Annotated in this window: 20 protein-coding genes, 2 pseudogenes and 1 riboswitch; of the genes and pseudogenes, 13 read left to right on the forward strand and 9 right to left on the reverse strand. The window is 70.7% G+C overall.

All coding sequences use genetic code 11. The features are described 5' to 3' along the window. Positions 1-44: 44 nt before the first annotated feature. A complete protein-coding gene (locus tag E4N62_RS32425) occupies positions 45-410 on the reverse strand; it encodes a hypothetical protein (RefSeq protein ID WP_230220036.1) in 366 nt (121 codons plus the stop codon). A 195-nt stretch (positions 411-605) separates the two neighbouring features. On the opposite strand from E4N62_RS32425, the gene E4N62_RS32430 reads away from it, so the two are divergent. The 8 genes and pseudogenes from E4N62_RS32430 to def all read left to right on the forward strand — a co-directional run bounded on the left by E4N62_RS32430 (position 606) and on the right by def (position 7,537). Beyond that, complete coding sequence (locus E4N62_RS32430; RefSeq protein WP_230220327.1) at positions 606-947, forward strand: hypothetical protein; 342 nt, start codon at positions 606-608, stop codon at positions 945-947. Continuing rightward, a complete protein-coding gene (locus E4N62_RS32435) occupies positions 944-1,780 on the forward strand; it encodes a hypothetical protein (RefSeq protein ID WP_230220038.1) in 837 nt (278 codons plus the stop codon). Before E4N62_RS32430 ends, E4N62_RS32435 begins: the two co-directional genes overlap by 4 nt. Next, complete coding sequence (locus E4N62_RS32440; RefSeq protein WP_230220040.1) at positions 1,780-2,307, forward strand: hypothetical protein; 528 nt, start codon at positions 1,780-1,782, stop codon at positions 2,305-2,307. The genes E4N62_RS32435 and E4N62_RS32440 overlap by 1 nt, the downstream gene beginning before the upstream one ends. An 82-nt stretch (positions 2,308-2,389) precedes the next feature. Beyond that, positions 2,390-2,779 carry a roadblock/LC7 domain-containing protein gene (locus E4N62_RS32445; RefSeq protein WP_184899240.1) on the forward strand — a complete coding sequence of 130 codons (390 nt, stop codon included), beginning with the start codon at positions 2,390-2,392 and terminating at the stop codon, positions 2,777-2,779. Positions 2,780-2,946: 167 nt separating this feature from the next. Beyond that, the gene (locus tag E4N62_RS32450; RefSeq protein ID WP_230220042.1) at positions 2,947-4,356 is read left to right on the forward strand and encodes an HD-GYP domain-containing protein; all 1,410 of its coding nucleotides are present in this window, start codon (positions 2,947-2,949) and stop codon (positions 4,354-4,356) included. 14 nt (positions 4,357-4,370) lie between these two features. Continuing rightward, positions 4,371-5,581: pseudogene (locus E4N62_RS32455) on the forward strand (HD-GYP domain-containing protein). A gap of 127 nt (positions 5,582-5,708) precedes the next feature. Further along, positions 5,709-6,716 carry a hypothetical protein gene (locus tag E4N62_RS32460; RefSeq protein ID WP_184899242.1) on the forward strand — a complete coding sequence of 336 codons (1,008 nt, stop codon included), beginning with the start codon at positions 5,709-5,711 and terminating at the stop codon, positions 6,714-6,716. Between the two features lie 170 nt (positions 6,717-6,886). Continuing rightward, entirely contained in the window at positions 6,887-7,537 is a 651-nt protein-coding gene (gene def / locus E4N62_RS32465) for a peptide deformylase (protein WP_215448915.1), read from the forward strand. A gap of 17 nt (positions 7,538-7,554) precedes the next feature. On the opposite strand, the gene E4N62_RS32470 is transcribed toward def, so the two are convergent. Beyond that, positions 7,555-8,517: a GlxA family transcriptional regulator gene (locus tag E4N62_RS32470; RefSeq protein ID WP_230220044.1), complete on the reverse strand. Its 963-nt coding sequence runs from the start codon at positions 8,515-8,517 to the stop codon at positions 7,555-7,557. A 93-nt stretch (positions 8,518-8,610) separates the two neighbouring features. On the opposite strand from E4N62_RS32470, the gene E4N62_RS32475 reads away from it, so the two are divergent. Further along, positions 8,611-8,826, forward strand: coding sequence for a hypothetical protein (locus E4N62_RS32475; RefSeq protein ID WP_230220046.1), 216 nt, complete (start codon positions 8,611-8,613; stop codon positions 8,824-8,826). 139 nt (positions 8,827-8,965) lie between these two features. Here E4N62_RS32475 and E4N62_RS32480 read toward each other — a convergent pair whose 3' ends face one another. The 7 genes from E4N62_RS32480 to E4N62_RS32510 form a co-directional block, all read right to left on the reverse strand. Then, positions 8,966-9,970 (reverse strand): ribonucleotide-diphosphate reductase subunit beta, encoded by a 1,005-nt coding sequence (locus tag E4N62_RS32480; protein ID WP_230220048.1) that lies wholly within the window; start codon positions 9,968-9,970, stop codon positions 8,966-8,968. 56 nt (positions 9,971-10,026) lie between these two features. Next, positions 10,027-12,495: a ribonucleoside-diphosphate reductase subunit alpha gene (locus E4N62_RS32485; RefSeq protein ID WP_230220051.1), complete on the reverse strand. Its 2,469-nt coding sequence runs from the start codon at positions 12,493-12,495 to the stop codon at positions 10,027-10,029. 145 nt (positions 12,496-12,640) lie between these two features. Further along, positions 12,641-12,730, reverse strand: a riboswitch (cobalamin riboswitch). A gap of 88 nt (positions 12,731-12,818) precedes the next feature. Further along, entirely contained in the window at positions 12,819-13,325 is a 507-nt protein-coding gene (locus E4N62_RS32490; protein WP_230220053.1) for a GNAT family N-acetyltransferase, read from the reverse strand. A gap of 91 nt (positions 13,326-13,416) precedes the next feature. Then, positions 13,417-14,403, reverse strand: a complete 987-nt coding sequence (locus E4N62_RS32495) for a nucleoside hydrolase (protein WP_230220055.1) — start codon at positions 14,401-14,403, stop codon at positions 13,417-13,419. A gap of 173 nt (positions 14,404-14,576) precedes the next feature. Continuing rightward, complete coding sequence (gene mctP, locus E4N62_RS32500; RefSeq protein WP_184899255.1) at positions 14,577-16,205, reverse strand: monocarboxylate uptake permease MctP; 1,629 nt, start codon at positions 16,203-16,205, stop codon at positions 14,577-14,579. Then, complete coding sequence (locus E4N62_RS32505) at positions 16,202-16,531, reverse strand: DUF3311 domain-containing protein (protein WP_230220057.1); 330 nt, start codon at positions 16,529-16,531, stop codon at positions 16,202-16,204. The genes mctP and E4N62_RS32505 overlap by 4 nt, the downstream gene beginning before the upstream one ends. 199 nt (positions 16,532-16,730) lie before the next feature. Continuing rightward, a complete protein-coding gene (locus E4N62_RS32510) occupies positions 16,731-17,495 on the reverse strand; it encodes a GntR family transcriptional regulator (protein WP_184899259.1) in 765 nt (254 codons plus the stop codon). Positions 17,496-17,863: 368 nt separating this feature from the next. Between E4N62_RS32510 and E4N62_RS32515 the strand changes: the two genes are divergently transcribed. The 4 genes and pseudogenes from E4N62_RS32515 to E4N62_RS32530 all read left to right on the forward strand — a co-directional run bounded on the left by E4N62_RS32515 (position 17,864) and on the right by E4N62_RS32530 (position 22,877). Beyond that, positions 17,864-19,144 (forward strand): extracellular solute-binding protein, encoded by a 1,281-nt coding sequence (locus tag E4N62_RS32515; RefSeq protein ID WP_230220059.1) that lies wholly within the window; start codon positions 17,864-17,866, stop codon positions 19,142-19,144. 291 nt (positions 19,145-19,435) lie between these two features. After that, the gene (locus tag E4N62_RS32520; protein WP_230220061.1) at positions 19,436-20,428 is read left to right on the forward strand and encodes a carbohydrate ABC transporter permease; all 993 of its coding nucleotides are present in this window, start codon (positions 19,436-19,438) and stop codon (positions 20,426-20,428) included. Further along, positions 20,425-21,297 (forward strand): carbohydrate ABC transporter permease, encoded by an 873-nt coding sequence (locus E4N62_RS32525; RefSeq protein WP_230220063.1) that lies wholly within the window; start codon positions 20,425-20,427, stop codon positions 21,295-21,297. The genes E4N62_RS32520 and E4N62_RS32525 overlap by 4 nt, the downstream gene beginning before the upstream one ends. Before the next feature lie 9 nt (positions 21,298-21,306). Next, positions 21,307-22,877 (forward strand): annotated as a pseudogene (locus tag E4N62_RS32530) (glycoside hydrolase family 3 protein). Positions 22,878-23,111 lie beyond the last annotated feature (234 nt).

Raw genomic sequence — 23,111 nt, forward strand, 5'->3', positions numbered from 1 at the left:
CGAAACGGGCTCAGTCATGTGCGGGGCGCGCTGGTGGAACGGGCTCAGACCTCCAGGCCGCTCTCGATGCGCTTCAGGCCGTGCCGGGCCAGGGCCAGGTTGCTGCGGGAGCGGTCCAGCGCGAGGTAGAGGAAGAGTGAGCCCTTGCTGCTGGACAGCGGGCGGATCAGGTGGTACTGCCGACTCAGTGTGATCAGGATGTCCTCGATCACGTCGTCCATGTCGAGGGACGCCAGCGTGCGCATCTTGGCGCGGACCACCTCGGTGTTGCCGGCCGCCGCGAGCTCCAGGTCGAGGTGCTGCCCGCCGCCGAGGGAGCCGAGTGACATTCCGCTCTCGTAGTCGACCAGCGCGACACCGATCGCGCCGTCGATGGTCATGGCTTCCTTGAGTGCGGTCTCGATGTTCATATTGCTGCCCCAATTCCTCAGTGCTGCTGACCGGTCACTGTCCGGCCATCTACGATCGACATGAGTGACCCACCGGTCACAAACGTCAACTTTTCCGTGCCTTACGGAAGTTGGCGTTCAAACTACTGTGCGGCGCGACAACGTGGAGGGCGAATGGGGGGACTTGAGGAAAGGAAGCCCGCGCTCCAGGCTTCCCTGGACCGGCTTCTCGACTCTCCCGGCGTCACCGGCCTCGCCCTGATCGACGCGGTCACGGGACTCACCTACGCCGTCGCGGGCGACGCGGCCCAGGTAGGGACGGGGGCGGAGTGCTCGGATCTCGCCACCCTTATTTCCGACCGGCTCGGTGAGGCCGGGGCCGAGGGTGAGTTGGAGAGCGTGGTCATGACCAGCAGACGACGCCATCAGGTGTTGTTCTCCGTGGACCGGACGGCCGGCGACCCGCTGCTGCTCGCCGCCGGCCTCGACCGTGACCGGGCGAACGTGGCGCTGGCACTGCGCAGCCTCGGCGACCGGGTGCGCGAGGTGCTGGCGTGAAGACTCCCTCGGCGCGTAACGTCCCCGCACTGCTGCAGGCGCTGCACCAGGAGGGCTACACCGGCACGGTAGAGGTCTCCGGCTCCCCCGGTGGCACGATTCACCTGCGGGGCGGACTGATCGGCGCGATCGAGACACCGGGCGCGCCGACCGCGACGTCCACGCTGCTCGCCTCGGGCCGGATCGACGACGACGCCTGGCTCGCGGCCAGCGCCGCCGAGCCCGACGCGGACCGGCTCGCCCCGCATCTGATCGCCGCTGGTCTGATCGGCGCCGCCGAACTGGAGGTCGTCTGCACGGCGGCCGTGTTCGACGGGGCCTTCGCGATGGCGCTCAGCCCGCCCGGCGGCTGGGAGCTGACGGAACGCCGGCCCACCCTCCTCGCCAGGCCCGGCGTCGAGCCGCGGCCGCTCGCCGAGGAGACCACCCGCCGTATGGCGCTGCTGACCCGGCTGTGGGGCCCCGCGGGCGAACTGGCCCGGGCCCGGCCCCGACCGGTCGACGGCCGCGGCACCCCGGAGCCCGACGGTCGGCTGACCCGACGTCACCAGGAACTCGTCGAGGCCGCCAACGGCCGCCGTACCCCACGGGACATGGCCTTCGCCCGGGGGCGCGGACTCTACGCGGTCATGCTGGACCTCGTCCGGCTTCAGGCACGCCGGGTCGTCCACTGGGAGAGCGGGCCGGCCCCCGACCGCCGACCCAGCACCGCGCCCCGGGTCCTCCAGGCGCAGTCGGCACCGGACGAACCGTCACCGAGAGCCGGTCCCCTGCCCAGACGCAGGCCCGGTGGAGGCTCTCCCACCGGAGACCTCGGAGCGAAGGGCGGGTAGTGAGCCCCCACAGAGACCCGGCCCGCAAACGCCGCATACGCAGCAAGGCCGCCCGCCTTCGACGGCGTCAGGTGCCGAGAGCGCCCACGGACGACCGTCCGGTCCCACCCGCCGAAACCCCACCGCACGCCGCGCCCGTCCCCACGAACCCCGTACGACCGCCGTCCACCGAGCCCGAGCCCGGTGACGGCGCGGCCGAACGGTCCCCGTCCACCGCGACGGCGGCCGGATCGTCACCGCCCACCGAGAACACCGAGAACACCGTCCGGGCCGCAGAAGGGCCGTCGGGCGCCGTACCCGGTGATGTCGCCGCGAAGCGGCCGTTACCCGTGCGGGGCGCGGCGCGTCCTCCCGACGACGCCGCGGACGGCACGCCGGACAACCCGGCCGTCCCGTCCCCGTTCCCGCCCATGTCCCTGCTGTCGGCCGAGGAACTGCTCGCCGACCAACCCTCCGTAGAAATGCTGCGGCGTGTCCGCCGCGGGCTGTGGGCTCTCCCCGAGTCCGACCGGCACCTGCCCGACTAGGGCCTGGGAAAGTCCCGCCGGCACCTCCTGCCGCTCGGACCGCACACCCACCGCAGACGTATGGACCAAGGAGCACGTGCCCATGACCACACACGCATCGACCGAATCGTTGACCGGCATCCTGGCCTCGTTGCGTGACCGGGTGATGGGCGTCGCCGAGAGCGTCCTGTCCACCGTGGACGGGCTTCTCGTCGTCGCCGACGTCGACAAGGTCCACCCCGAGTCCGTCGCCGCCCTCGCCGCCGCCACCCTCGGTGTCAGCCGTCGGATGGCCGACCAGTCCGGTGTCGGGGCCCTCCGCGAGGTGGTCGTCCGGTGCGGCGCGGGGCACGTCATCGTCGTCGCCGTGGGCGAGCGCACCCTGCTGACCGTCATGGGCGACGACGGTCTCGACCTCGCCGCCTTCCAACGCGAGTCCCCGGCGATCGTCGAACAGTTGAACAAGGCGCTCGCGGCGGATGTGGCGCACTGAGACGGCGAGACGGTACGGCGGTGCCGTCGATCGGGGCCGTCGGCGCGGGAGCGGCGCTTCACTCGAAGGGGTTAATCCGGCCGTCGTGGCGCGAGGGATTCACCCGTAGCCGCCCCCTCCCGTTCCGGCCCGTCCTAGGCTCCGGAGCCTGAACTCGGGAGGGTGCCATGGGGTCGGTGACGGCATGGGCACGTGTGTACGTCGCCTGTGTCGTCCTCGGGGCCCTGGTCTGTCTCGCGCCCCTGCCGGGCGGCCACGTCCCGTGGCGGGCGGTGGCCCTGCTCGCCGCGCTGTACGCCGCCTGCGAGCAGATCACCCGCTGCCCCTTCATGGGCCACCGTGCCCCCAAGGGCATGGGCACCTTCTTCCCCGTCCTCCTCGCCGGGGCCTTTCTGCTGCCGGTGCCCGCCGCCGCGCTCGTGGCCGTGCCGGGGGCCTTGCTCTCCCGGGTCGAACAGCGGCCGCGGGCGCTGCGCCGGATCTGGCGGGCGGGCCGGCTGGTGCTCGCGGTGGGGGCCGCGTCGCACACGCACGCGGCGCTCGGCGGCCGGGACGCGGTCGCCGGCCCCGACTTCCCGTACGCGCTGCTGCCCGCCGGGGCCGCGGCCGTGGTGTTCTGCGCGGTGCTCACGCTGCTCGACGGCGGGATCCTGGCGCTCGCCGAGCGGGTACCGGCGCGCGTCGCCTGGCGGGGGCTCTTCTGGCGGTCGCTGGCGCCCGTCGTCGTGCACGGGCTCGCCGGGCTGATGATGGCCGTGCTCTGGCGCAGCCCGCACGGGCCCGTGGCCGCGCTGCTCGTGCTGCTGCCGATGTACGTGTCCTGCTGGGTGTTCGCGCAGTACCACCGGGAGCGGGCGGCGCACCGGGCGACCGTCCGCGCGCTCGTCCAGGCCGTCGACATCAAGGACGGCTACACGCGCGGGCACAGTGAGCGGGTCGGGCAGGCGTCCCTGCTGATCGCGCGCGAACTGGGCATGGACGACGAACGGGCCGAGGTCCTCCGGTTCGCCGGGATCCTGCACGACGTGGGGAAGCTCGGGGTGCCCACCCGGTTGCTCCGCAAGGACGGTCCGCTGACGCCCGAGGAGCGGCGGATCGTCGAACTGCATCCCGAGTACGGCCACGAGATGGTGCGCGGGATCTCCTTCCTCGGGGAGGCCCGGGCGGCGGTGCTGCACCATCACGAGCGGCTGGACGGCAGCGGGTACCCCTACGGGCTGGTCGGCGGCCAGATCCCCGAGTTCGCCCGGGTCGTCGCGGTCGCCGACGCCTTCGACGCCATGACCTCCACCCGCTCCTACCGCCGGGCACGCCCCGTCGACGCCGCCCTCGCCGAGCTACGGCGATGCGCGGGCGCCCAGTACGACCCCGTCATGGTGACGGCACTGACCCGAGCCCTCGCCCGCCACGGCTGGGCCCCGACCGTCACGGCCGACCCCAGCGGGAACGTCCCACCCGGCGCGAACATCCCGTCCGGCGGGACGCGGGGCGAGCCGGGGACGGGCCCGGAGCGGCGCGAGGCCGGGCTCGGGCGCGGAAGTGGGGCGCGTGGTGGCGATGAGGGGCGCGTGCCGTGACCCTGCTCGGCGGTCTGCGCTGTCTCGCCGGGCTGCTCGCTGTCCTGGCCCTCGGCCACACCCTCTGGCACGGCCTCGACGATCCCGGTGTCGCCCTCGCGTTCGGGGTGCTGGTGAGCGTGGGGGAGTTGTCGCGGTGGCATGGGGCGGAGGGCGTGACGTGGCGCCGCTCGGGGCGGCCGGGGCGCTGGCCTACGCGCTGCTGGGGGAGAACGGCGGGCAGCCGACGGGGCACGGCGTGCTCCAGGCCGTCGCCGTCGTCGTCGCAGCCGCGCTGCTGGGGTGCGTGCCGCATGTGGCCAAGGGGTGTGGATCGACCGTCGACCACCTCACCCGGCGCGTCCTCGCCGTCGCCTTCGCCGCCCTCTGCTTCCAGCCGCTGCACCACCGGGGCCTGCTCGCGGAGTGGAGCGGCCCCTCCCACGCCCTGCTCCTCGTCGCGCTGCTCGTCCTGACCGCGCTGTGCGACGCCGTGCTCGCGGCGGCCATCGCACACGCACGGACCCGGTGGCCGTACGGCCCGCTGCTGAGGGACGAACTGCGGACGCTGCCCGGAACAGGGTCGGCGGTGTGCGCGACGGGGGCCGTCATGGCCCTCGCGACCGGTGTCGTCGGGCTGTGGGCGCTGCCGGTGTTCTCGCTGCCGCTGCTCCTCACCCAGCTGTCGTCGCGGCGGTACGCCCACGTCCGGGCCACCTACCGGCAGACCATCGCCTCCCTGGCCCGCGCCACGGAGATCGCCGGGTACACCCCTGCCGGGCACGCGCGGAGGGTGGCCCTGCTGAGCCGCGAGGTGGGCCGTGAGCTGGGACTCGGCGAGTCCCAGCTGACCGTCGTCGAGTTCGCCGCCCTGATGCACGACATCGGCCAGCTGAGCCTCGTCGACCCCGTACCGGCCGGAGCCACCGCCGGGCTTCCGGTGGCCGAGCAGCGCCGGATCGCGCTGCTGGGCGGCGCCGTCGTGCGGCAGACCGGGGTGGACGCCGAGGTCGCCGTGGTGGTGGAGCGCCAGGCGGATCCGTACCGTGAGCAGCCGGTCGGCGCGCGCATCGTGCGGGCCGTGAACGCATACGAGGAGAAGGTCCGGGAAGCAGGGCCGGAAGGGCCGCTCCGGGCGCTGGAGGAATTGCGGCTGGGCACGGCCCGGGACTATCAACCGGAAGTGGTGGAGTCGCTCGCGCGGGTACTGTCGAGAGACTGTCTGACCTTGCCCGCGGTGGGGTAACCCATGGGTAATGAGCGCCCCTCCATCCGGTCGTGGTTGGATGCGAGGGAGAGGGTGTACCGGGGGCGACGGCCAGCCCACTCCGACGGAACTGGCAGGCGGGAACCGTAACTGGCAGGCGGGAATCGTGAGGATCTTCGGCAAGGGACGGCATCGGCCCTCCGCCTCCTGGCGGCAGGCCACCGATCGTGCGTTCACGCTGATCGGCGACGGTCGGTACGAGGACGCGGGGGCGCTGTTGACACGTGCCGCGGACCTGGAGCCGTGGCTGTCCGAGTCCTGGTTCAACCTCGCCCTCCTGCACAAGTTCCGGCACGACTGGGAACAGGCGAGAGCGGCCGGACTGCGGGCCGTCGCACTGCTCGACCGGGAGACCGGCGCGCCCGACTGGTGGAACGTGGGCATCGCCGCGACAGCCCTGCAGGACTGGCCGCTGGCCCGCAGGGCGTGGCAGGCGTACGGGCTGCGGGTGCCCGGAGGCGCGGCCCGGCCGAAGCCCGGTGGCGGACCCGGTGATTCCGGGGAACCGGTGGGCATGGACCTCGGCAGCGCGGCCGTACGGCTCTCGCCCGAGGGCGAGGCCGAGGTCGTGTGGGGGCGGCGGCTCGACCCCGCCCGGATCGAGGTGCTCTCCATCCCGTTGCCGTCGTCCGGGCGGCGCTGGGGGGAGGTCGTCCTGCACGACGGTGTGCCGCACGGTGAGCGGACCACGGCCGCGGGGCACGCGTATCCGGTGTTCGACGAGATCGAGTTGTGGGCGCCGTCCCCCGTGCCGACCTGGGTGGTGCTGCTGGAGGCCGCGACCGAGGCGGACCGGGACGCGCTGGAGCGGCTCGCGGCGGACGCGGGGTTCGCGGCGGAGGACTGGTCGTCGTCGGTGCGGTTGCTGTGCCGGCTGTGCTCCGAGTCACGGATGCCGTCCGACGAGGGCAACGGGGAGCATCTCGATCCGCACGATCACAGCGAGCCGGGCCATCCCGGGCCGCTGGGGCATGTGACGGACGGGCAGTTGTGGGCGCCGGAGCGGGAGTGCGGGGTGGCTGCGCCGGCTTCGCTGGTTCGGGGGTTGCTGGACGGGTGGGTGGCCGACAGTCCGGATTCTCGTGATTGGCGGGATCTGGAAGAAGTTTGCTAGGGGCTGTGCGGTTCGTTTTCGGCCGCGGGCTTGGTGGTGCTTCTCGCCCAGTTCCCCGCGCCCCTCACGGGGCGCTACCTGACGGGGACCGCCCTCCTGCGGGGCGCGGTCCCCGTACCCTGTATCAGCAACTTCATCGCTTGTTGTTTTGAGGAAGGCGTACGTCTGTCATGGCCCAGCAGGACACCGATCAGCAGCACGTGGGCGTGCTCCCCGTCGATGACGAGGGGTTCGTCATCGACACGGAGGACTGCGAGGAGCGCGAGCAGGCGTACCGTGAGCGTGGCACGTCGTTGCCGATCACCGTGGTCGGGAACCCGGTGCTGCACAAGGAGTGCAAGGACGTCACGGAGTTCGGCGACGAGCTGGCCAAGCTGGTGGACGACATGTTCGCCAGCCAGCGCACGGCGGAGGGCGTGGGCCTGGCCGCGAACCAGGTCGGTGTCGATCTGAAGGTCTTCGTGTACGACTGCCCCGATGACGAGGGCAAGCGTCACACCGGCGTCATCTGCAACCCGAAGCTGGTCGAACTCCCGGCCGAGAAGCGCCGGTTGGACGACAGCAACGAGGGCTGCCTGTCCGTGCCGACGGCCTACATGCCGCTCGCCCGTCCCGACTACGCCGAGGTCACCGGGCAGGACGAGAAGGGCAACCCGATCAAGGTGCGCGGCACCGGCTACTTCGCGCGCTGCCTCCAGCACGAGACCGACCACCTGTACGGCTACCTCTACATCGACCGGCTCTCCAAGCGCGACCGCAAGGACGCCCTGCGGCAGATGGCCGAGAACGAGCCCCGCTACCCCGTGGTCGCCAACGACTGAGCCGGTTCGCCCCGCCCTCAGGCGGCCTCCGGGCCCCGGAACGTCCGGCGGTAGGCCTGCGGGGTCGTTTTCAGCGACCGGACGAACTGATGACGCAGGGCGGCGGCGGTGCCGAAGCCGGTGTGCCAGGCGATGGCGTCCACCGTCTCGTCCGTCGCCTCCAGCAACCGCTGGGCCAGCAGCACCCGTTGGCCCAGGATCCAGCGGTACGGGGTGGTCCCGGTCTCCTGCTGGAAGCGGCGGGCGAACGTGCGCGGGGACATGTGCGCGCGGGCGGCGAGCTGCTCGACGGTGACCTCCTCGTCGAGGTGCTGTTCCATCCACGCGAGGACCTCGCCGATCGTGTCGCACCGCGAGCGTGGCAGCGGCCGCTCGACGTACTGGGCCTGGCCGCCGTCGCGGTGCGGTGGCACCACCATCCGCCGGGCGATCTTGTTCGCGACCTCCGGGCCCTGCTCCTTGCGGACGATGTGCAGACAGGCGTCGATACCGGCCGCCGTGCCCGCCGAGGTGATCACCGGGTCCGCGTCCACGTACAGCACGTCCGGCTCGACCACCGCGCGCGGATACTGCCGGGACAGTTCCTCGGCGTGCCGCCAGTGGACCGCGCACGGCCGGCCGTCCAGCAGTCCGGCCGCGCCGAGCACGAAGACACCCGAGCACACGCTCAGCACCCGGGCGCCCCGGTCCACGGCCCGGCGCAGCGCGTCCAGCAGGTCGGCCGGGTAGATCCGGTGCACATAGCTGTCGCCCGCCGGCACGACCACCAGGTCGGCCTCTTCGAGCCGGTCCAGGCCGTACGCGGTGGAGACGGTGAAGCCCGCGTGCGTCCGCAGGGTCGGGCCCTCCGCCGACGCGACCGCGAAGTCGTACACCGGCAGGCCCTCGTCGCTGCGGTCGAGGCCGAAGACCTCGCACACGACTCCCAGTTCGAAGGGATGCACGCCCTCCAGGAGGACGGCGGCCACGTTCTTCAGCATGCTGCCAGTGTGCCCCGGAAGTGGCAGGAATTCGAGGGGGTGCGGCAGTCCTGCCACTGTTTGTCAGGAGTGTTCGGCGCGACAGTGGTGTCCATGGATACGACACAGCTGCAAGGACTCATCGGAACACTGGCCGTCCTCGGGCTGCTCGCCCTGGTGGTGCTGCCCGCGATCGTCGGCGTCGTGCACGACCGGCGCATCGACCGCCAGCTCCAGCGGGCGGCGCAGGAACGGCGGGCGGTGCAGGAGAGGCGGGCACCGCAGGAACGGCAGGCGGCGCCGTCGCACCGCTTCGCCCGCCCCGCCTGATCGCCGTCGTCAGGCATGCGGCGCCCCATGGCCACGGCCGCACGACCCGAGGCGGCGACCCCTCCGGTACCTCCCCGACGCGACGACGACCGCGAAGGTCACGTCGGCCGGGGACGCCACCACCTCGAAGGGGCCCCGCTCAGAAGTCCTCGTCCAGGTCGACGGTGCCCTCCACCGCGACCTGGTACGCGGACGGACGTCGCTCGAAGAAGTTGGTGAGCTCCTGGACGCCCTGCAACTCCATGAAGGAGAAGGGGTTCTCCGAGCCGTACACCGGGGCGAAGCCGAGGCGCGTGAGGCGCTGGTCGGCCACGCATTCCAGGTACTGCCGCATCGACTCGGTGTTCATGCCCGGCAGTCCGTCACCGCACAGATCGCGCCCGAACTGCAGCTCGGCCTCGACCGCTTCCCTCAGCATGTCCGTGACCTGTTGCCGGAGCGTGTCGTCGAAGAGCTCCGGCTCCTCCTTGCGGACGGTGTCCACCACCTCGAAGGCGAAGGACATGTGCATCGTCTCGTCGCGGAACACCCAGTTGGTGCCGGTGGCCAGACCGTGCAGCAGACCCCGGCTGCGGAACCAGTAGACGTACGCGAAGGCGCCGTAGAAGAACAGTCCCTCGATGCACGCCGCGAAGCAGATCAGGTTGAGCAGGAAGCGGCGGCGGTCCGCCTGGGACTCCAGCCGGTCCAGCTTCTCGACCGAGTCCATCCACCGGAAGCAGAATTCCGCCTTCTCCCGGATGGAGGGGATGTTCTCCACCGCCGCGAAGGCCGCCGCCCGGTCCTCCGGGTCGGGGAGGTAGGTGTCCAGCAGCGTCAGATAGAACTGGACGTGCACGGCCTCCTCGAAGAGCTGGCGGCTCAGATAGAGCCGCGCCTCGGGGGAGTTGATGTGCTTGTAGAGGGTCAGCACGAGGTTGTTCGCCACGATCGAGTCGCCCGTCGCGAAGAACGCGACCAGTCGGCCGATGAGGTGCTGCTCGGCAGGGGAGAGCTTCGCGAGGTCGGCGACGTCCGAGTGGAGGTCGACCTCCTCGACGGTCCAGGTGTTCTTGATCGCGTCCCGGTAGCGCTCGTAGAAGTCCGGGTAGCGCATCGGGCGGAGAGTCAGCTCGAAGCCGGGGTCGAGGAGATTCTGAGTCATAGCAGTCGGCGCGAAGCGCCGTCCTCCAGGGGTGGTGGTCGGGTGGCGGGCGGGAATTACTGGCAGGCCTCGCAGGACTCGGGGTTCTCAAGGGAGCAGGCGACGGCATCCGGATCGGCCGACTGCTGGACGGGGATGGTGTTCTCCGGCCGGTTCGACGTCTGCGTCTGGCCGCCCTGGCCCTGGCCCTGGCCCTGTGCGGCGCGGGCGATGCGGGTCGCCGGGCGGGAACGCAGGTAGTACGTGGTCTTCAGGCCCGACTTCCAGGCGTACGCGTACATCGAGGAGAGCTTGCCGATGGTCGGCGTCTCCAGGAACAGGTTGAGCGACTGGGACTGGTCCAGATACGGGGTGCGGGCGGCGGCCATGTCGATCAGACCGCGCTGCGGGATCTCCCAGGCCGTGCGGTACAGCGCCCGTACGTCGGCCGGGATCCAGGCGAAGTCCTGCACCGAGCCGTTCGACTCGCGCAGCGCCTCACGGGTGCGGGCGTCCCAGACGCCCAGCTCCTTCAGGTCCTTCACCAGATACGAGTTGACCTGGAGGAACTCACCGGACAGCGTCTCGCGCTTGAACAGGTTGGACACCTGCGGCTCGATGCACTCGTACACACCGGCGATCGAGGCGATGGTGGCCGTCGGCGCGATGGCGAGGAGCAGGGAGTTACGCAGGCCCGTCGTCGCGACACGCTCACGCAGGGCCGCCCACCGCTCCGGCCAGGTGGTCTCGACACCGTAGTGGTCGGGGTGCAGCACACCGCGTGCCGTACGGGTCTTCTCCCAGGCCGGCAAGGGGCCGGACCGCTCGGCGAGGTCGGCCGAGGCCTCGTACGCGGCGAGCATGACGCGCTCGGCGATCCGCGTCGACAGGGCCTTCGCCTCGGGGGAGTCGAAGGGCAGACGCAACTGGAAGAAGACGTCCTGCAGGCCCATCGCGCCGAGTCCGACCGGACGCCACTTCGCGTTGGAGCGGCCCGCCTGCTCGGTCGGGTAGAAGTTGATGTCGACCACGCGGTCGAGGAAGGTGACGGCGGTCCGGACGGTCGCGTCCAGCCGTGCCCAGTCCATGTCGCCCGCCGCCGGGTCGACGAACGCGCCCAGGTTCACCGAGCCCAGGTTGCAGACCGCCGTCTCCCCGTCGTTCGTGACCTCCAGGATCTCCGTGCAGAGGTTGGAGGAGTGGACGACATGGCCCGGCTCGGCCGTCTGGTTCGCCGTGCGGTTGGCCGCGTCCTTGAAGGTCATCCAGCCGTTGCCGGTCTGCGCGAGGGTGCGCATCATCCGGCCGTACAGGTCACGGGCGGCGATGGTCTTCTTCGCCAGGCCGTCCGCCTCCGCCTTGCGGTATGCGGCCTCGAACTCCTCGCCCCACAGGTCGACCAGCTCGGGTACGTCGGCGGGGGAGAACAGCGACCACTGCTCGTCGGCGTTCACCCGGCGCATGAACTCGTCCGGGATCCAGTGCGCCAGGTTCAGGTTGTGCGTACGCCGGGCGTCCTCGCCCGTGTTGTCGCGCAGCTCCAGGAACTCCTCGATGTCGGAGTGCCAGGTCTCCAGGTAGACCGCGGCCGCGCCCTTGCGCCGGCCGCCCTGGTTCACGGCGGCGACCGAGGCGTCCAGCGTCTTCAGGAACGGCACGATGCCGTTGGAGTGCCCGTTGGTGCCCCGGATCAGCGAACCGCGCGCGCGGACGCGGGAGTACGACAGACCGATGCCGCCCGCGTGCTTCGAGAGGCGGGCCACCTGGTGGTAGCGGTCGTAGATGGAGTCCAGCTCGTCCAGCGGGGAGTCGAGGAGGTAGCAGGACGACATCTGGGGGTGTCGCGTACCGGAGTTGAAGAGCGTGGGCGAGGAGGGGAGGTAGTCGAGGCGGCTCATGAGCCCGTAGAGCGCGGCGACTTCGTCCAGGGCGCGGTGGCCCGCCTCCTGATCGGCTCCCGTGTCCTCGGCGAGACCGGCGGCGACCCGCAGCATGAAGTGCTGGGGTGTCTCGACGACCTTGCGGGTGAGCGGGTGCCGGAGCAGATAGCGGCTGTGCAGGGTGCGCAGACCGAAGTAGCCGAAGCGGTCGTCCCCGGACGGGTCGATCAGGGCGTCGAGACGCTCGGCGTGGGCGCGGACGAACTCGGCCGTGCGGTCGGCGACGAGGCCCTCCCGGTGGCCCACGGCGATGGACTCCGTGAACGTGGTGACACCCTGAGAGGCCGCCTCGGCGCGGATGCCGATGGCCAGCAGCCGGGCCGCCAGCTTCGAGTAGGCGGGGTCCTCGGCGATGAGGCCCGCGGCCGCCTCGGTGGCCAGCTCCCGCAGCTCCGCGACCATCTCGGCGGCAGAGACGCGCACCGACCGGCCGCGCAGCGCGGCGGCGGCGACCCGGCCGGGGTCGGCGTCGGGGAGGTCGGCGGTCAGCTCGGTCAGGGTCCGCAGCAACGCGGCACCGGGACCGTCGGACTCCACCGCCGGGTCGGCTGGAACCGGCTCGGCCGCGGCGATGTCCGACACCGGATCGACTGGCGCGATGGTCACGTGGGGCTCTCCCTCGCTCGGCTGGGGGCCCTGCGGAGGGCAGGCGGCAGCACACGAGCGCACGGGGGCGTCGCGTCCACCGGCCCATTCCACGAGGCCCGGACGTCAGGGCACCCGGACCGGACGGCCGGGCGCGCTGTCGGCAGGTGTTCGGACTGAACAGGCGTGCGCGCATGGTGGTGTGCGCGCGCCCGTACACCGTTGCGGGACAGTTCCGGATTCACACCGGATTCCCCTGCGGCGACAGCGAGCATGAGCATACATCTAGTGCTGGGGCGCAGTGTCACCCCCACATGTTGTGTCGCCTTCGGTTTCGGGGGGTGTCAGAGCGTCAACTCGTAAGTGATCAGAGTGACGTCGAGGAGGTCGGGCAGGGGGTTCCAGTCGCGCTCCGGTGTGCGGGTGAAGCCCAGGCGTTCGTAGATGCGGTGGGCCGCGTGCATGCCGCGTTGGGTCGACAGCACGAGGCGCACACAGCCCTCCACGGCGCGGGCGCGCTCCACACAGGCCCGCACGAGCGCCTCGCCGGTACCGCGCCCGCGGGCTTCCGGGGATACCGCGAGCATCCGTATCTCGGCCTCTCCCGCACGGGCGATGTCGGCCATGGGGCCGCTCGTGGGGACGAAGGTCACTCCGCCCAGGACCCTCCCGTCCGCGACCGCCACGAGCACGTCGGCCTCGGCGGCCCGCTTCGCCACGTCCCGCAGCTCGTCGAGGTACCGGTCGCTCTCCCGGAAGTCCAGCAACCCGTCGCCCAGGTAGGCCTGGGCGATGATCTCGCCGAGGGCGGCGTACTCGTCAGGGGCCGCCGTCCTGATCGTGATGTCCATGCGTCGCAGTCTGCACGAGGGGCGGCTTCGCGGGTCGGCGGTTGTCCACAGGGAGCGCCGCCGGTCGGATGATCGGATCGTGCAGGTCGTGTCAGGCCGTCGCCGGCCACCGGGGCAGCGTCGTCACGAAGTCCGCGGTGAAGTCACGGGTGCCCGGTCCCAGCGCGACCCGGCCGGTGGCCCGCAGGCGGGCCGTCAGCGCGGGGGACTCGGAGTAGTAGACACGCCGGGCGGCGGTCGGCACGAACACCGTCTGGCCACGCGTGAGTTCGCTCGCGCACTCCACGACGACGGCCCCGTCCGCGGCCTCGACGAACGCCTCGTCGCCGCAGACGCCGACGGCCAGCGGATCGTGCAGCGGGCAGGTGCCGTCTCCGCCGTGGCGGCTGCAGGCGGCCAGGTAGGCGCGCATCAACCGGGCGGCGAGGGCCGTGCCGGGGCCCGCGGCCTCCAGCGCGGCGAGGTCTTCCGGGCGGAACAGCCAGCGGTGCGAGGCATCCAGGTCGACCATGGTGAACGGGATGCCCGAGGAGAGCACGATCTCGGCGGCGTCCGGGTCGGCCCAGATGTTGAACTCGGCGACCGGCGTGAAGTTGCCCGGGACCTGCGCGGCGCCGCCCATGAACACGAACTTGCGGACGCGGTGGGCGAAGTGCGGGTCCTCCAGCAGGGCGATGGCCACGTTGGTGAGGGGACCGGTGGCGCACACCGTCAGCTCGCCCTCGTACTCCCTCGACAGGCGGAGCAGGGCCTGGGCGGACGACTCCGTGGGGTGCGGGGCCGTGGAGTCGGGGAGGGTTTCGTCGCCGAGGCCCGCGGGGCCGTGGAAGGCGGAGGCCTCGCGGTAGGGGAGGCGGGAGGGGCGGCCGGCGCCTCTGTGGACCGGGACGTGGGTGTCGATGCGTAGGGCTCGGGCGAGGGCGCGGGCGTTGGCGTACGTCGCCTCGGCGGGGAGGTTGCCGCCTGCCGAGGTGTACGCCTTGAGGTCCCAGAGGCCTGTTCCCAGGAGGTACTGGAGGGCTACGGCGTCGTCGATGCCGGGGTCGCTGTCCAGGACGATCGGGGTCCGGGTGGTCACGGTCTCAGCGTAGCCGGGTGTTGTGCGCCCCCGCCGCCCTTACCCGTCCCCTCCCCAAGGGGCTGTGCCCCTTTGCCCCCAGACGTCCGTCCGGTGGGGCTTCTCGCGCAGTTCCCCGCGCCCCTGAAAAAAGCGGGGCTGCGCCCCTGGCTTCTTTCAGGGGCGCAGCCCGGCTAGTGGCTCGTTCCCGCCGTTGCCGGGGGGAGTTCCACCTGGACTCCCGGGTCGCCGGCGTCTGCCGTGTAGTCCTGGGGGCGGGTCTCGTCGATGCCCTCGGGGGCTTTCGCGGCGCGCAGGACGAAGGTGAGGACCACCGTGACCACGACGTTGAGGACGAACGCCGTCAGACCGATGTAGCCGATCTCGCCGATGCCGGGGATCTCGGCGGACGAGCCGCCGAAGTGCTTCTGGGTCGGGGAGGCCACGCCGTACGCGGCGATCGTCCCGTACAGCATGCCGACCGCCCAGCCGGCGATGAGGGCCCAGCGGTGGAACCAGCGGGTGAAGAGACCGCCGACCAGCGCCGGGAAGGTCTGGAGGATCCAGATGCCGCCCAGGAGCTGGAAGTTGATGGCGACCGTCTTGTCCATGGTGAGGACGAAGGCCAGCGCACCCACCTTCACCAGCAGGGACACCAGCTTCGAGACCTTCGTCTCCTGCGCGGGCGTGGCGTCCGGCTTGATGAAGTCCTTGTAGATGTTGCGGGTGAAGAGGTTCGCCGCCGCGATGGACATGATCGCCGCGGGCACCAGCGCGCCGATGCCGATGGCGGCGAAGGCCACGCCCGCGAACCAGTCCGGGAACATCGTCTCGAACAGCTGCGGGATCGCCAGCTGGCCGTTCTGCACCTGGACGCCGGCCGCGATCGCCATGAAGCCCAGCAGCGCCAGCAGGCCCAGCATCAGGGAGTACAGCGGCAGGATCGTGGTGTTGCGGCGGATGACCTCGCGGCTCTTGGACGACAGCGTCGCCGTGATCGAGTGCGGGTACATGAAGAGCGCCAGCGCCGAGCCGAGGGCCAGCGTCGCGTACGTCCACTGGTTGGCGTCGCCCGGGACGAGCGCGCCGCGTGGCTTGTCGGTCGCCGGGTTGGTCTGGCTGTAGGCCTCGCCCGCCTTGGCGAAGATGTCGTCGAAGCCGCCGAGCTTGATCGGGATGTAGATGATCGCCACCGCGATGACGATGTAGATCAGGGTGTCCTTCACGAACGCGATCAGCGCGGGCGCCCGGAGGCCGGAGGAGTAGGTGTAGGCCGCCAGGACACCGAACGCGATCAGCAGGGGCAGGTCCTTGATGAACCAGTTGGTGTTCTCACCGCCGCCGACGCCCATCACGTCCAGGACGGCCTGGATGCCGACGAGTTGGAGGGCGATGTACGGCATCGTCGCGAGGATGCCGGTCAGCGCGACCGCCAGCGACAGACCCTTCGAGCCGAAGCGGCCGCGCACGAAGTCCGAGGTCGTCACATAGCCGTGCTTGTGGGAGACCGACCACAGGCGGGGCAGGAACGTGAAGATCAGCGGATAGACCAGGATCGTGTAGGGCACCGCGAAGAAACCGGCCGCGCCCGCCGCGTAGATCGCCGCCGGTACGGCGACGAAGGTGTACGCGGTGTAGAGGTCGCCGCCCAGCAGGAACCAGGTGATCCAGGTGCCGAACGACCGGCCCCCGAGGCCCCATTCGTCGAGGCTGTGCTCGTTCTCGGCCTTGCGCCAGCGCGCGGCCAGGAAGCCCATGACCGTGACGGCCAGGAAGAAGAAGATGAAGACGGCGAGCGCCACGCCGTTCACGCCGTCCTTCACGTCGAGACACCCCCGTCCTGGGGCTCCTGGGACTCCGGGGACCGCTGGGGCTGGCGCGACTCGCCGGACTTCCGGGCGCGCTGGTCACGCTGCCACAGGACGTACGCCGTGGCGGTCAGCGCGGTGGAGATGAGCACCCAGGCCATCTGGTACCAGTAGAAGAAGGGGATGCCGATGAACACCGGGTCCGTCTTGGCGTACGAGCCGACCCAGAGCATCGCGACGAACGGGGCGAGCAGGCACAGGGCGATGACCACCCTGACAGGTGTCACCGTCGGTGGTCCCGCTTCGGGTGCTGGTGGCCTCACTTCGGACGCTTCTGACATGTCCCGGTTCCGTCCCCTCGCCGATCACCACTGGGTCACCTTTGATCCCCTGCGCAACGCGCAGGAAATCTAAGGGACGGCTTTCGTCGTACGGAACCCCCTGTCCGGATATCGGATGCGGAGGTTCTGTGTTCAAGCCGGTGGTTCACCAGTGGTGCGACAGTGGCGGAGCCCCGGGAGGACCGGATGCCGAACGGGCTCAGTCCTGCGGTCGCTTGAGGCGGGCCACGAACTTGTACCGGTCGCCGCGGTACACGGAGCGCACCCACTCCACCGGCTGTCCGTCCTTGTCCAGCGAGTGCCGGGAGAGCATCAGCATCGGCAGACCGACGTCCGTGCCCAGCAGGCCGGCCTCGCGCGGCGTGGCCAGCGAGGTCTCGATGGTCTCCTCGGCCTCGGCGAGATGGACGTCGTAGACCTCGGCGAGCGCGGTGTAGAGGGAGGTGTACTTCACCAGCGACCTGCGCAGCGCCGGGAATCGCTTGGCGCTCAGATGGGTCGTCTCGATCGCCATCGGCTCGCCGTTCGCCATGCGCAGCCGCTCGATGCGCAGCACCCGGCCGCCGGCGGTGATGTCGAGCTGTCCCGCGAGCGTGTCGTCCGCGGTGATGTAGCCGATGTCCAGCAGCTGTGAGGTGGGTTCGAGCCCTTGGGCGCGCATGTCCTCGGTGTAGGAGGTGAGTTGCAGCGCCTGGGAGACCTTCGGCTTGGCCACGAACGTGCCCTTGCCCTGGATGCGCTCCAGCCGCCCCTCGACCACCAGCTCCTGCAGGGCCTGGCGCACGGTCGTGCGCGAGGTGTCGAACTCGGCGGCGAGGGTGCGCTCGGGCGGTACCGGGGTGCCGGGCGGAAGCGTCTCGGTCATGTCGAGCAGGTGTTTCTTCAGGCGGTAGTACTTGGGCACGCGTGCGGTACGGACGGCCGCCCCGTTCTCGTTCTCCGCACTGCTGACGTCGGTGCTCATGCTCCGCCTTCCCGGCTCCTCGTGGCGTGATCTCTCTGTATACCTCTGCGGGCCTCGCTGGTCTAGTCCACGGGAGGGTCTCCGGTGGTTCTCTCGAGGGAGGCGCAGTGGTCTACCCGACGAGTGTGGCTCAGTCGCGCGGTTTTCGCTGGCTTATTACATAAAGGTTCCTGCATATGTAGGTCGCATAACGGCTGGTGGGAGGGGGTTCGAGCACCCTTGACACGGCGAATGGTCTGAGCCAAGCTCCGGCGTACTGGTCTACACCATTGGTCCAGGTCCTGGCCCCATGGGCGGTACGTCTGTCACCGCGGGGAGCAGGGGGGTTTGTGGCATCCCTGAGCAATGGCATCCCTGAGGAGGGTGGCGTGAAGAGGAAGCTGACGACCGCGATCTGTGTCGCGGGCATGATGGTCTCCATCGCGGCGTGCGGGGGCGGCGAGGACAAGAGCTCCGACACCGGGGCGGACACCAAGGAGCTGACGGTCTGGCTCACGGTCGACGCGCAGAACAACTGGCCGGAGCTGGTCAAGGCCGCCGACGCGGCGATCGAGAAGAAGCACCCCGGCATCACCATCACGCACGAGTACTACGGCTGGCCCGACAAGAACGCCAAGCTCGACGCCGTCCTTGCCACCGACAAGGCCCCCGACGTGGTCGAGATGGGCAACACGGAGATGCTCGCCTACATGGTCAAGGGCGCCTTCGCCCCCCTCGACCCGGCTGAGTTCGACAACTCCGGGGCCTGGCTGGACGGCCTCAAGGCCTCCGTCACCTACGAGGGCAAGACCTACGGTGTCCCGTACTACGCCGGTGGCCGCGTCGCCAACTGGCGGGGGGACCTCTTCGCCGCCGCGGGCGTCAAGTCCCCGCCGAAGACGTACGACGAGCTCACCGCCGCCCTCGACAAGGTCCAGAAGAAGCAGGGCGACAAGTTCAGCGCCTGGTACCAGCCCACCCGCGACTGGTACGCGGCCATGTCCTTCGTCTACGACGCCGGCGGCTCCATAGCCGTCGAGTCCGGCGGCAAGTGGAAGGCCGGCCTCTCCTCCCCGGAGTCCCTCAAGGGCCTGAACGAGTTCAAGAACGTCGTCGACTCGTACATGCACGGCGACAAGACCAAGGACGAGTCCGACCGGTACATCGTCTACGGCCAGGGCAAGTCCGGCATGATCTTCGCCCCCGCCTGGGAGGGCGCGACCGCCGCGGCCAAGGAGAACGACAAGACCGGCAAGCTCGCCGGCAACGTCGAGAACTTCGTGCTGCCCGGCCCGTCCGGCAAGAACCTGCCCGTCTTCCTCGGCGGCAGCGACCTCGCCGTCCCGGTGAAGTCCGACGCGCAGACCGTCGCCGCCGAGTGGATCAACGCCTTCACCGGGCCCGCCGGTCAGAAGGGGCTGATGGAGAAGGGCAACCTGCCCAACAACAAGACCGACCTCGCCACGCTGAAGGACGACCCGGCGACGGCGGTCCCGGCCACCGCGGCCGAGTCCAACTGGTTCGTGCCGATGGCACCGGGCTGGGGCCAGGTCGAGAAGGCGCAGATCCTCCAGACGATGCTGCAGTCCATCGGCACCGGCAAGAAGTCGGTCGAGGAGGCCGCGAAGGCCGCCGACGCCGAGATCGACAAGGTCATCAACAACGAGTGAGGTGACCTGCCGGTCGGGCCCGGCCGTGGTGGCGGGCCCGACCGGGGGTGCCGCGTCGGCTCGACCGATGGGCGCCCCGGGTCCGGCCGGTGACTGCCACAGGGCCGGCCGGTGGGGGACATCGGTCGGTGCCGGTCGAAGACATCGGTTCGACCGGTGGGTGATCTACGAAAGTGCCGCGATGGGGTGTCGGGTTCGGTGCCGGTGCGTCGTGGCTGGTCGCGCAGTACCTCGCGCCCCTTCGGAGGCGCGCTGCTGCCGACCCCTCCTTCATCTGCTTAGGAGTGCGCGATGAGTGCCGCAGACACGACCGCCCCAGCGAAGGTGCCGCCCGTGCGGCCGGGGCCACCGCCCCCGCCGGCGGCGCCGGAACGGCCGACCGGGAAGCGGACCTCCGGCGGGGCCGCCGTTCCCTGGGCCCTGCTGGCTCCCTGTCTGCTGATCCTCGCCGTCGTCCTCGGCTACCCGCTCGTCCGGCTCGTCACCCTGTCCTTCCAGGAGTTCGGCCAGTCGCAGCTCTGGGGGTTCAAGCCGGCGGAGTCGGTCGGCTTCGACAACTTCGCCAAGGTGCTCGGCGACAGCGAGTTCTGGGCGGTCGTCGTCCGGACCATCGTCTTCGCCGCCGCCTGCGTCGTCTTCACGATGGTCATCGGCATGGCGATCGCCCTGCTGCTCCAGCGGGTCTCCGGCTGGGTGAAGACGCTCATCAACATCGCGCTCGTGGCGAGTTGGGGCATGCCGATCATCGTGGCCACCACCGTCTTCAAGTGGCTCTTCGACTCCGACTACGGCATCTTCAACGCGCTCCTCAGCAAACTCCCCGGCGTCGACATGATCGGCCACAACTGGTTCGCCAGCGGACCCGAGGGCCTGGCCGTCATCACGCTCCTCGTCGTCTGGGGCGCGGTGCCGTTCGTCGTCATCACCCTGAGCGCCGGACTCACCCAGGTCCCCAAGGAGTTGGAGGAGGCCGCACGTCTCGACGGCGCCGGCGCCTGGGGCGTCTTCCGCTACGTCACCCTGCCCATCCTCAAGCCCATCATCGTGATGCTCACGACCCTCTCCGTCATCTGGGACATGGGCGTCTTCCCGCAGGTCTTCGTGATGCGTAACGGCCATCCGGAGGCCGAGTTCCAGTTGCTCACGACCTACTCGTACGACAGGGCGTTCGTGGTCAACGACTACGCGCAGGGCTCGGCGATCGCCCTGCTCACCGTGCTGCTGCTGCTCGGCGTGATCGGCGTCTACATGCGTCAGATGCTGAAGATCGGAGAAGTCGAATGAGCACCGCCACCGTCTCCGGTCCCCGGAAGAACACGAAGAGCCGCTCCGGCCCCCGGAAGTCCAGGCTCGGCTGGAACCTCCTCGGACTGTGTGTCTTCGTCACGGCCGGCTTCCCCGTCTACTGGATGCTGAACACGGCGTTCAAACCGGCGAAGGACGCCATCGACCCGGACCCGAGCCTGCTGCCGACCGCCTTGACCCTCTCCAACTTCAGCCGGGCGCTGAACATCGCCGACTTCTGGGGCCCGGTCGGCCGCAGCCTCATCGTGTCCCTGACCGTGGTCGTGATCGGCATCGTCGTCGGCATGCTGGCCGCCCTGGCCATCTCCCGCTTCGCCTTCCGCGGCCGGAAGGTCGTCATCGTCGGCATCCTGGCCGTGCAGATGGTCCCGCTGGTCGCCATGATCATCCCGGTCTTCCTGCTCCTGAACGATCTCGGGCAGTACGACCGCCTGACCGGTCTGATCATCACCTATCTGACCTTCATCCTCCCGTTCACCGTGTGGACGCTGCGCGGCTTCATCGTCAACATCCCGCGCGAACTGGAGGAGGCGGCCATGGTCGACGGCTGCTCCCGCACCACCGCCTTCATCCGCGTGGTGTTCCCGCTGCTCGCCCCGGGCATGGTGGCGACCTCCGTCTACGGCTTCATCCAGGCGTGGAACGAGTATCTGTACGCCCTGATGCTGATGAGTCAGCAGAACCAGACCGCGACCGTCTGGCTGGGCAACTTCACCACCAAACACGGCACCGAATACGCCCCGATGATGGCCGGCTCCACCATGATGGCCGTGCCGATCGTCGTCCTCTTCCTCCTCGTCCAGCGCAAGATGGCCGCGGGCCTCACCGCGGGCGCCGTGAAGGGATAACCGACCCTGATGTCACCGACGACCTTCGCCACCGGCACGCCCGGTTCCCCGTCCGGACAGGACGGGCTCGCCCGGGACGCCCTGACGGTCCTTCAGCCCGGCTTCACGGGCACCACCGCCCCCGACTGGCTGCTGCGCCGCCTCGGCGAGGGCCTCGCCTCCGTCGGTCTCTTCGGCCGCAACATCGTCTCGCCCGGACAACTCGCCGCCCTGACCGCGCAGCTGCGCGCCGAGCACGAGGACGTCCTGGTCGCGATCGACGAGGAGGGCGGCGACGTCACCCGCCTGGAGGTCCGCACCGGGTCCTCCTTCCCGGGCAACCACGCCCTGGGCGCGGTCGACGACACCGACCTCACCCGACAGGTCGCCTTCGCCCTGGGCCGCCGACTGGCGGAGTGCGGCGTCAACTTCAACTGGGCCCCGTCGGCGGACGTGAACGCCAACCCGTCCAACCCCGTCATCGGGGTCCGCTCCTTCGGCGCCGACCCCGACCTGGTCGCCCGCCACACGGCCGCCTATGTCGGCGGCCTGCAGGCCGCGGGCGTCGCCGCCTGCACCAAGCACTTCCCGGGCCACGGCGACACCGCCGTCGACTCCCATCTCTCGCTGCCCCGCATCGACGCGGACCGCTCGCTGGTGGACACCCGGGACCTGGCCCCCTTCCGGGCCGCCATCGCCGCCGGGTCGCGCGCCATGATGAGCGCCCACATCCTGGTCCCGGTCCTGGACCCCGACGTTCCGGCAACGTTGTCCCACTCCGTCCTCACCGGCCTCCTCCGCGACGAGCTGGGCTACGACGGCCTCATCGTCACCGACGGCATGGAGATGCGGGCCATCGCCGGCACCTACGGCATCGAACACGGCAGTGTCCTCGCGCTCGCCGCCGGTGCCGACGCCATCTGCGTCGGTGGCGGCCTCGCCGACGAGGAGACCGTCCTCCGCCTTCGCGACGCCCTCGTCACCGCCGTCCGCACCGGCGAGCTGCCCGAGGAGCGCCTGGCGGACGCGGCGAACCGGGTCCGGGCTCTGGCGCGCTGGACGCGAGAGGCCGCCGGGGGAGCGGAAGGCGTCGACGGCACGTCGCCCGAGCGCCTCGGGCGGACCGACGGCGCCGACGGGGCATCGGTCTCGTGGCCGCCCGCCGCGCCCTGACGACGACGTTCACGGAGCCCTACGCCCCGCCCACCCAGCCCGTCTACGTCGCGGCCTTCACCCCGGTGGCGAACATCGCCGTGGGCGACGAGACCCCTGGGGCGTCGGCGCGGAACTGGCCCGCCTCCTCCCCGGCACCGAGACGGGCACCTTCGCCGGCGACAGCGCCGGTGCCTCGGCCCTGGCGGTCGCGGGCACTCGCCGGATCGTCGCCGTCGTCCGCGACGAACACCGCCACCCCTGGATGACCGCCGCCCTGGACATCCTCCTCACCACCCGCCCCGACACCATCGTGGTCGAGATGGGCGTCCCCAGTCCCCGCCCGAGCCGCCCTCCACATCGCCACCCACGGCGCCGCGAGGGTCTGCGGGAGGGCGGCGGCGGAGGTCATCGCGGGCGGGCGCCAGAGGCGGGACATCGTCTCCTAGAGGCGGGACATCGTGCCGTCGAGGCGGGGACGCACCGACCCGCGCCCCACCCCGCCCCGAGAAACACACCGGACCCCGCCCGGAAACACACCGGCGCCACAGCCCTCCTCCCCGGGCTGTGGCGCCTACGTGTACCCCGGGCCGCCCTAGGGCGTGTTTCGAAAGTCCCGCACAGCACCCACGGCGCCCGGCACGCACTCTCGCCGCACCGGCCGAAACCCCAAGTACGTCCAG

Source organism: Streptomyces sp. MNU76, assembly GCF_020982545.1.
Classification (GTDB): domain Bacteria; phylum Actinomycetota; class Actinomycetes; order Streptomycetales; family Streptomycetaceae; genus Streptomyces.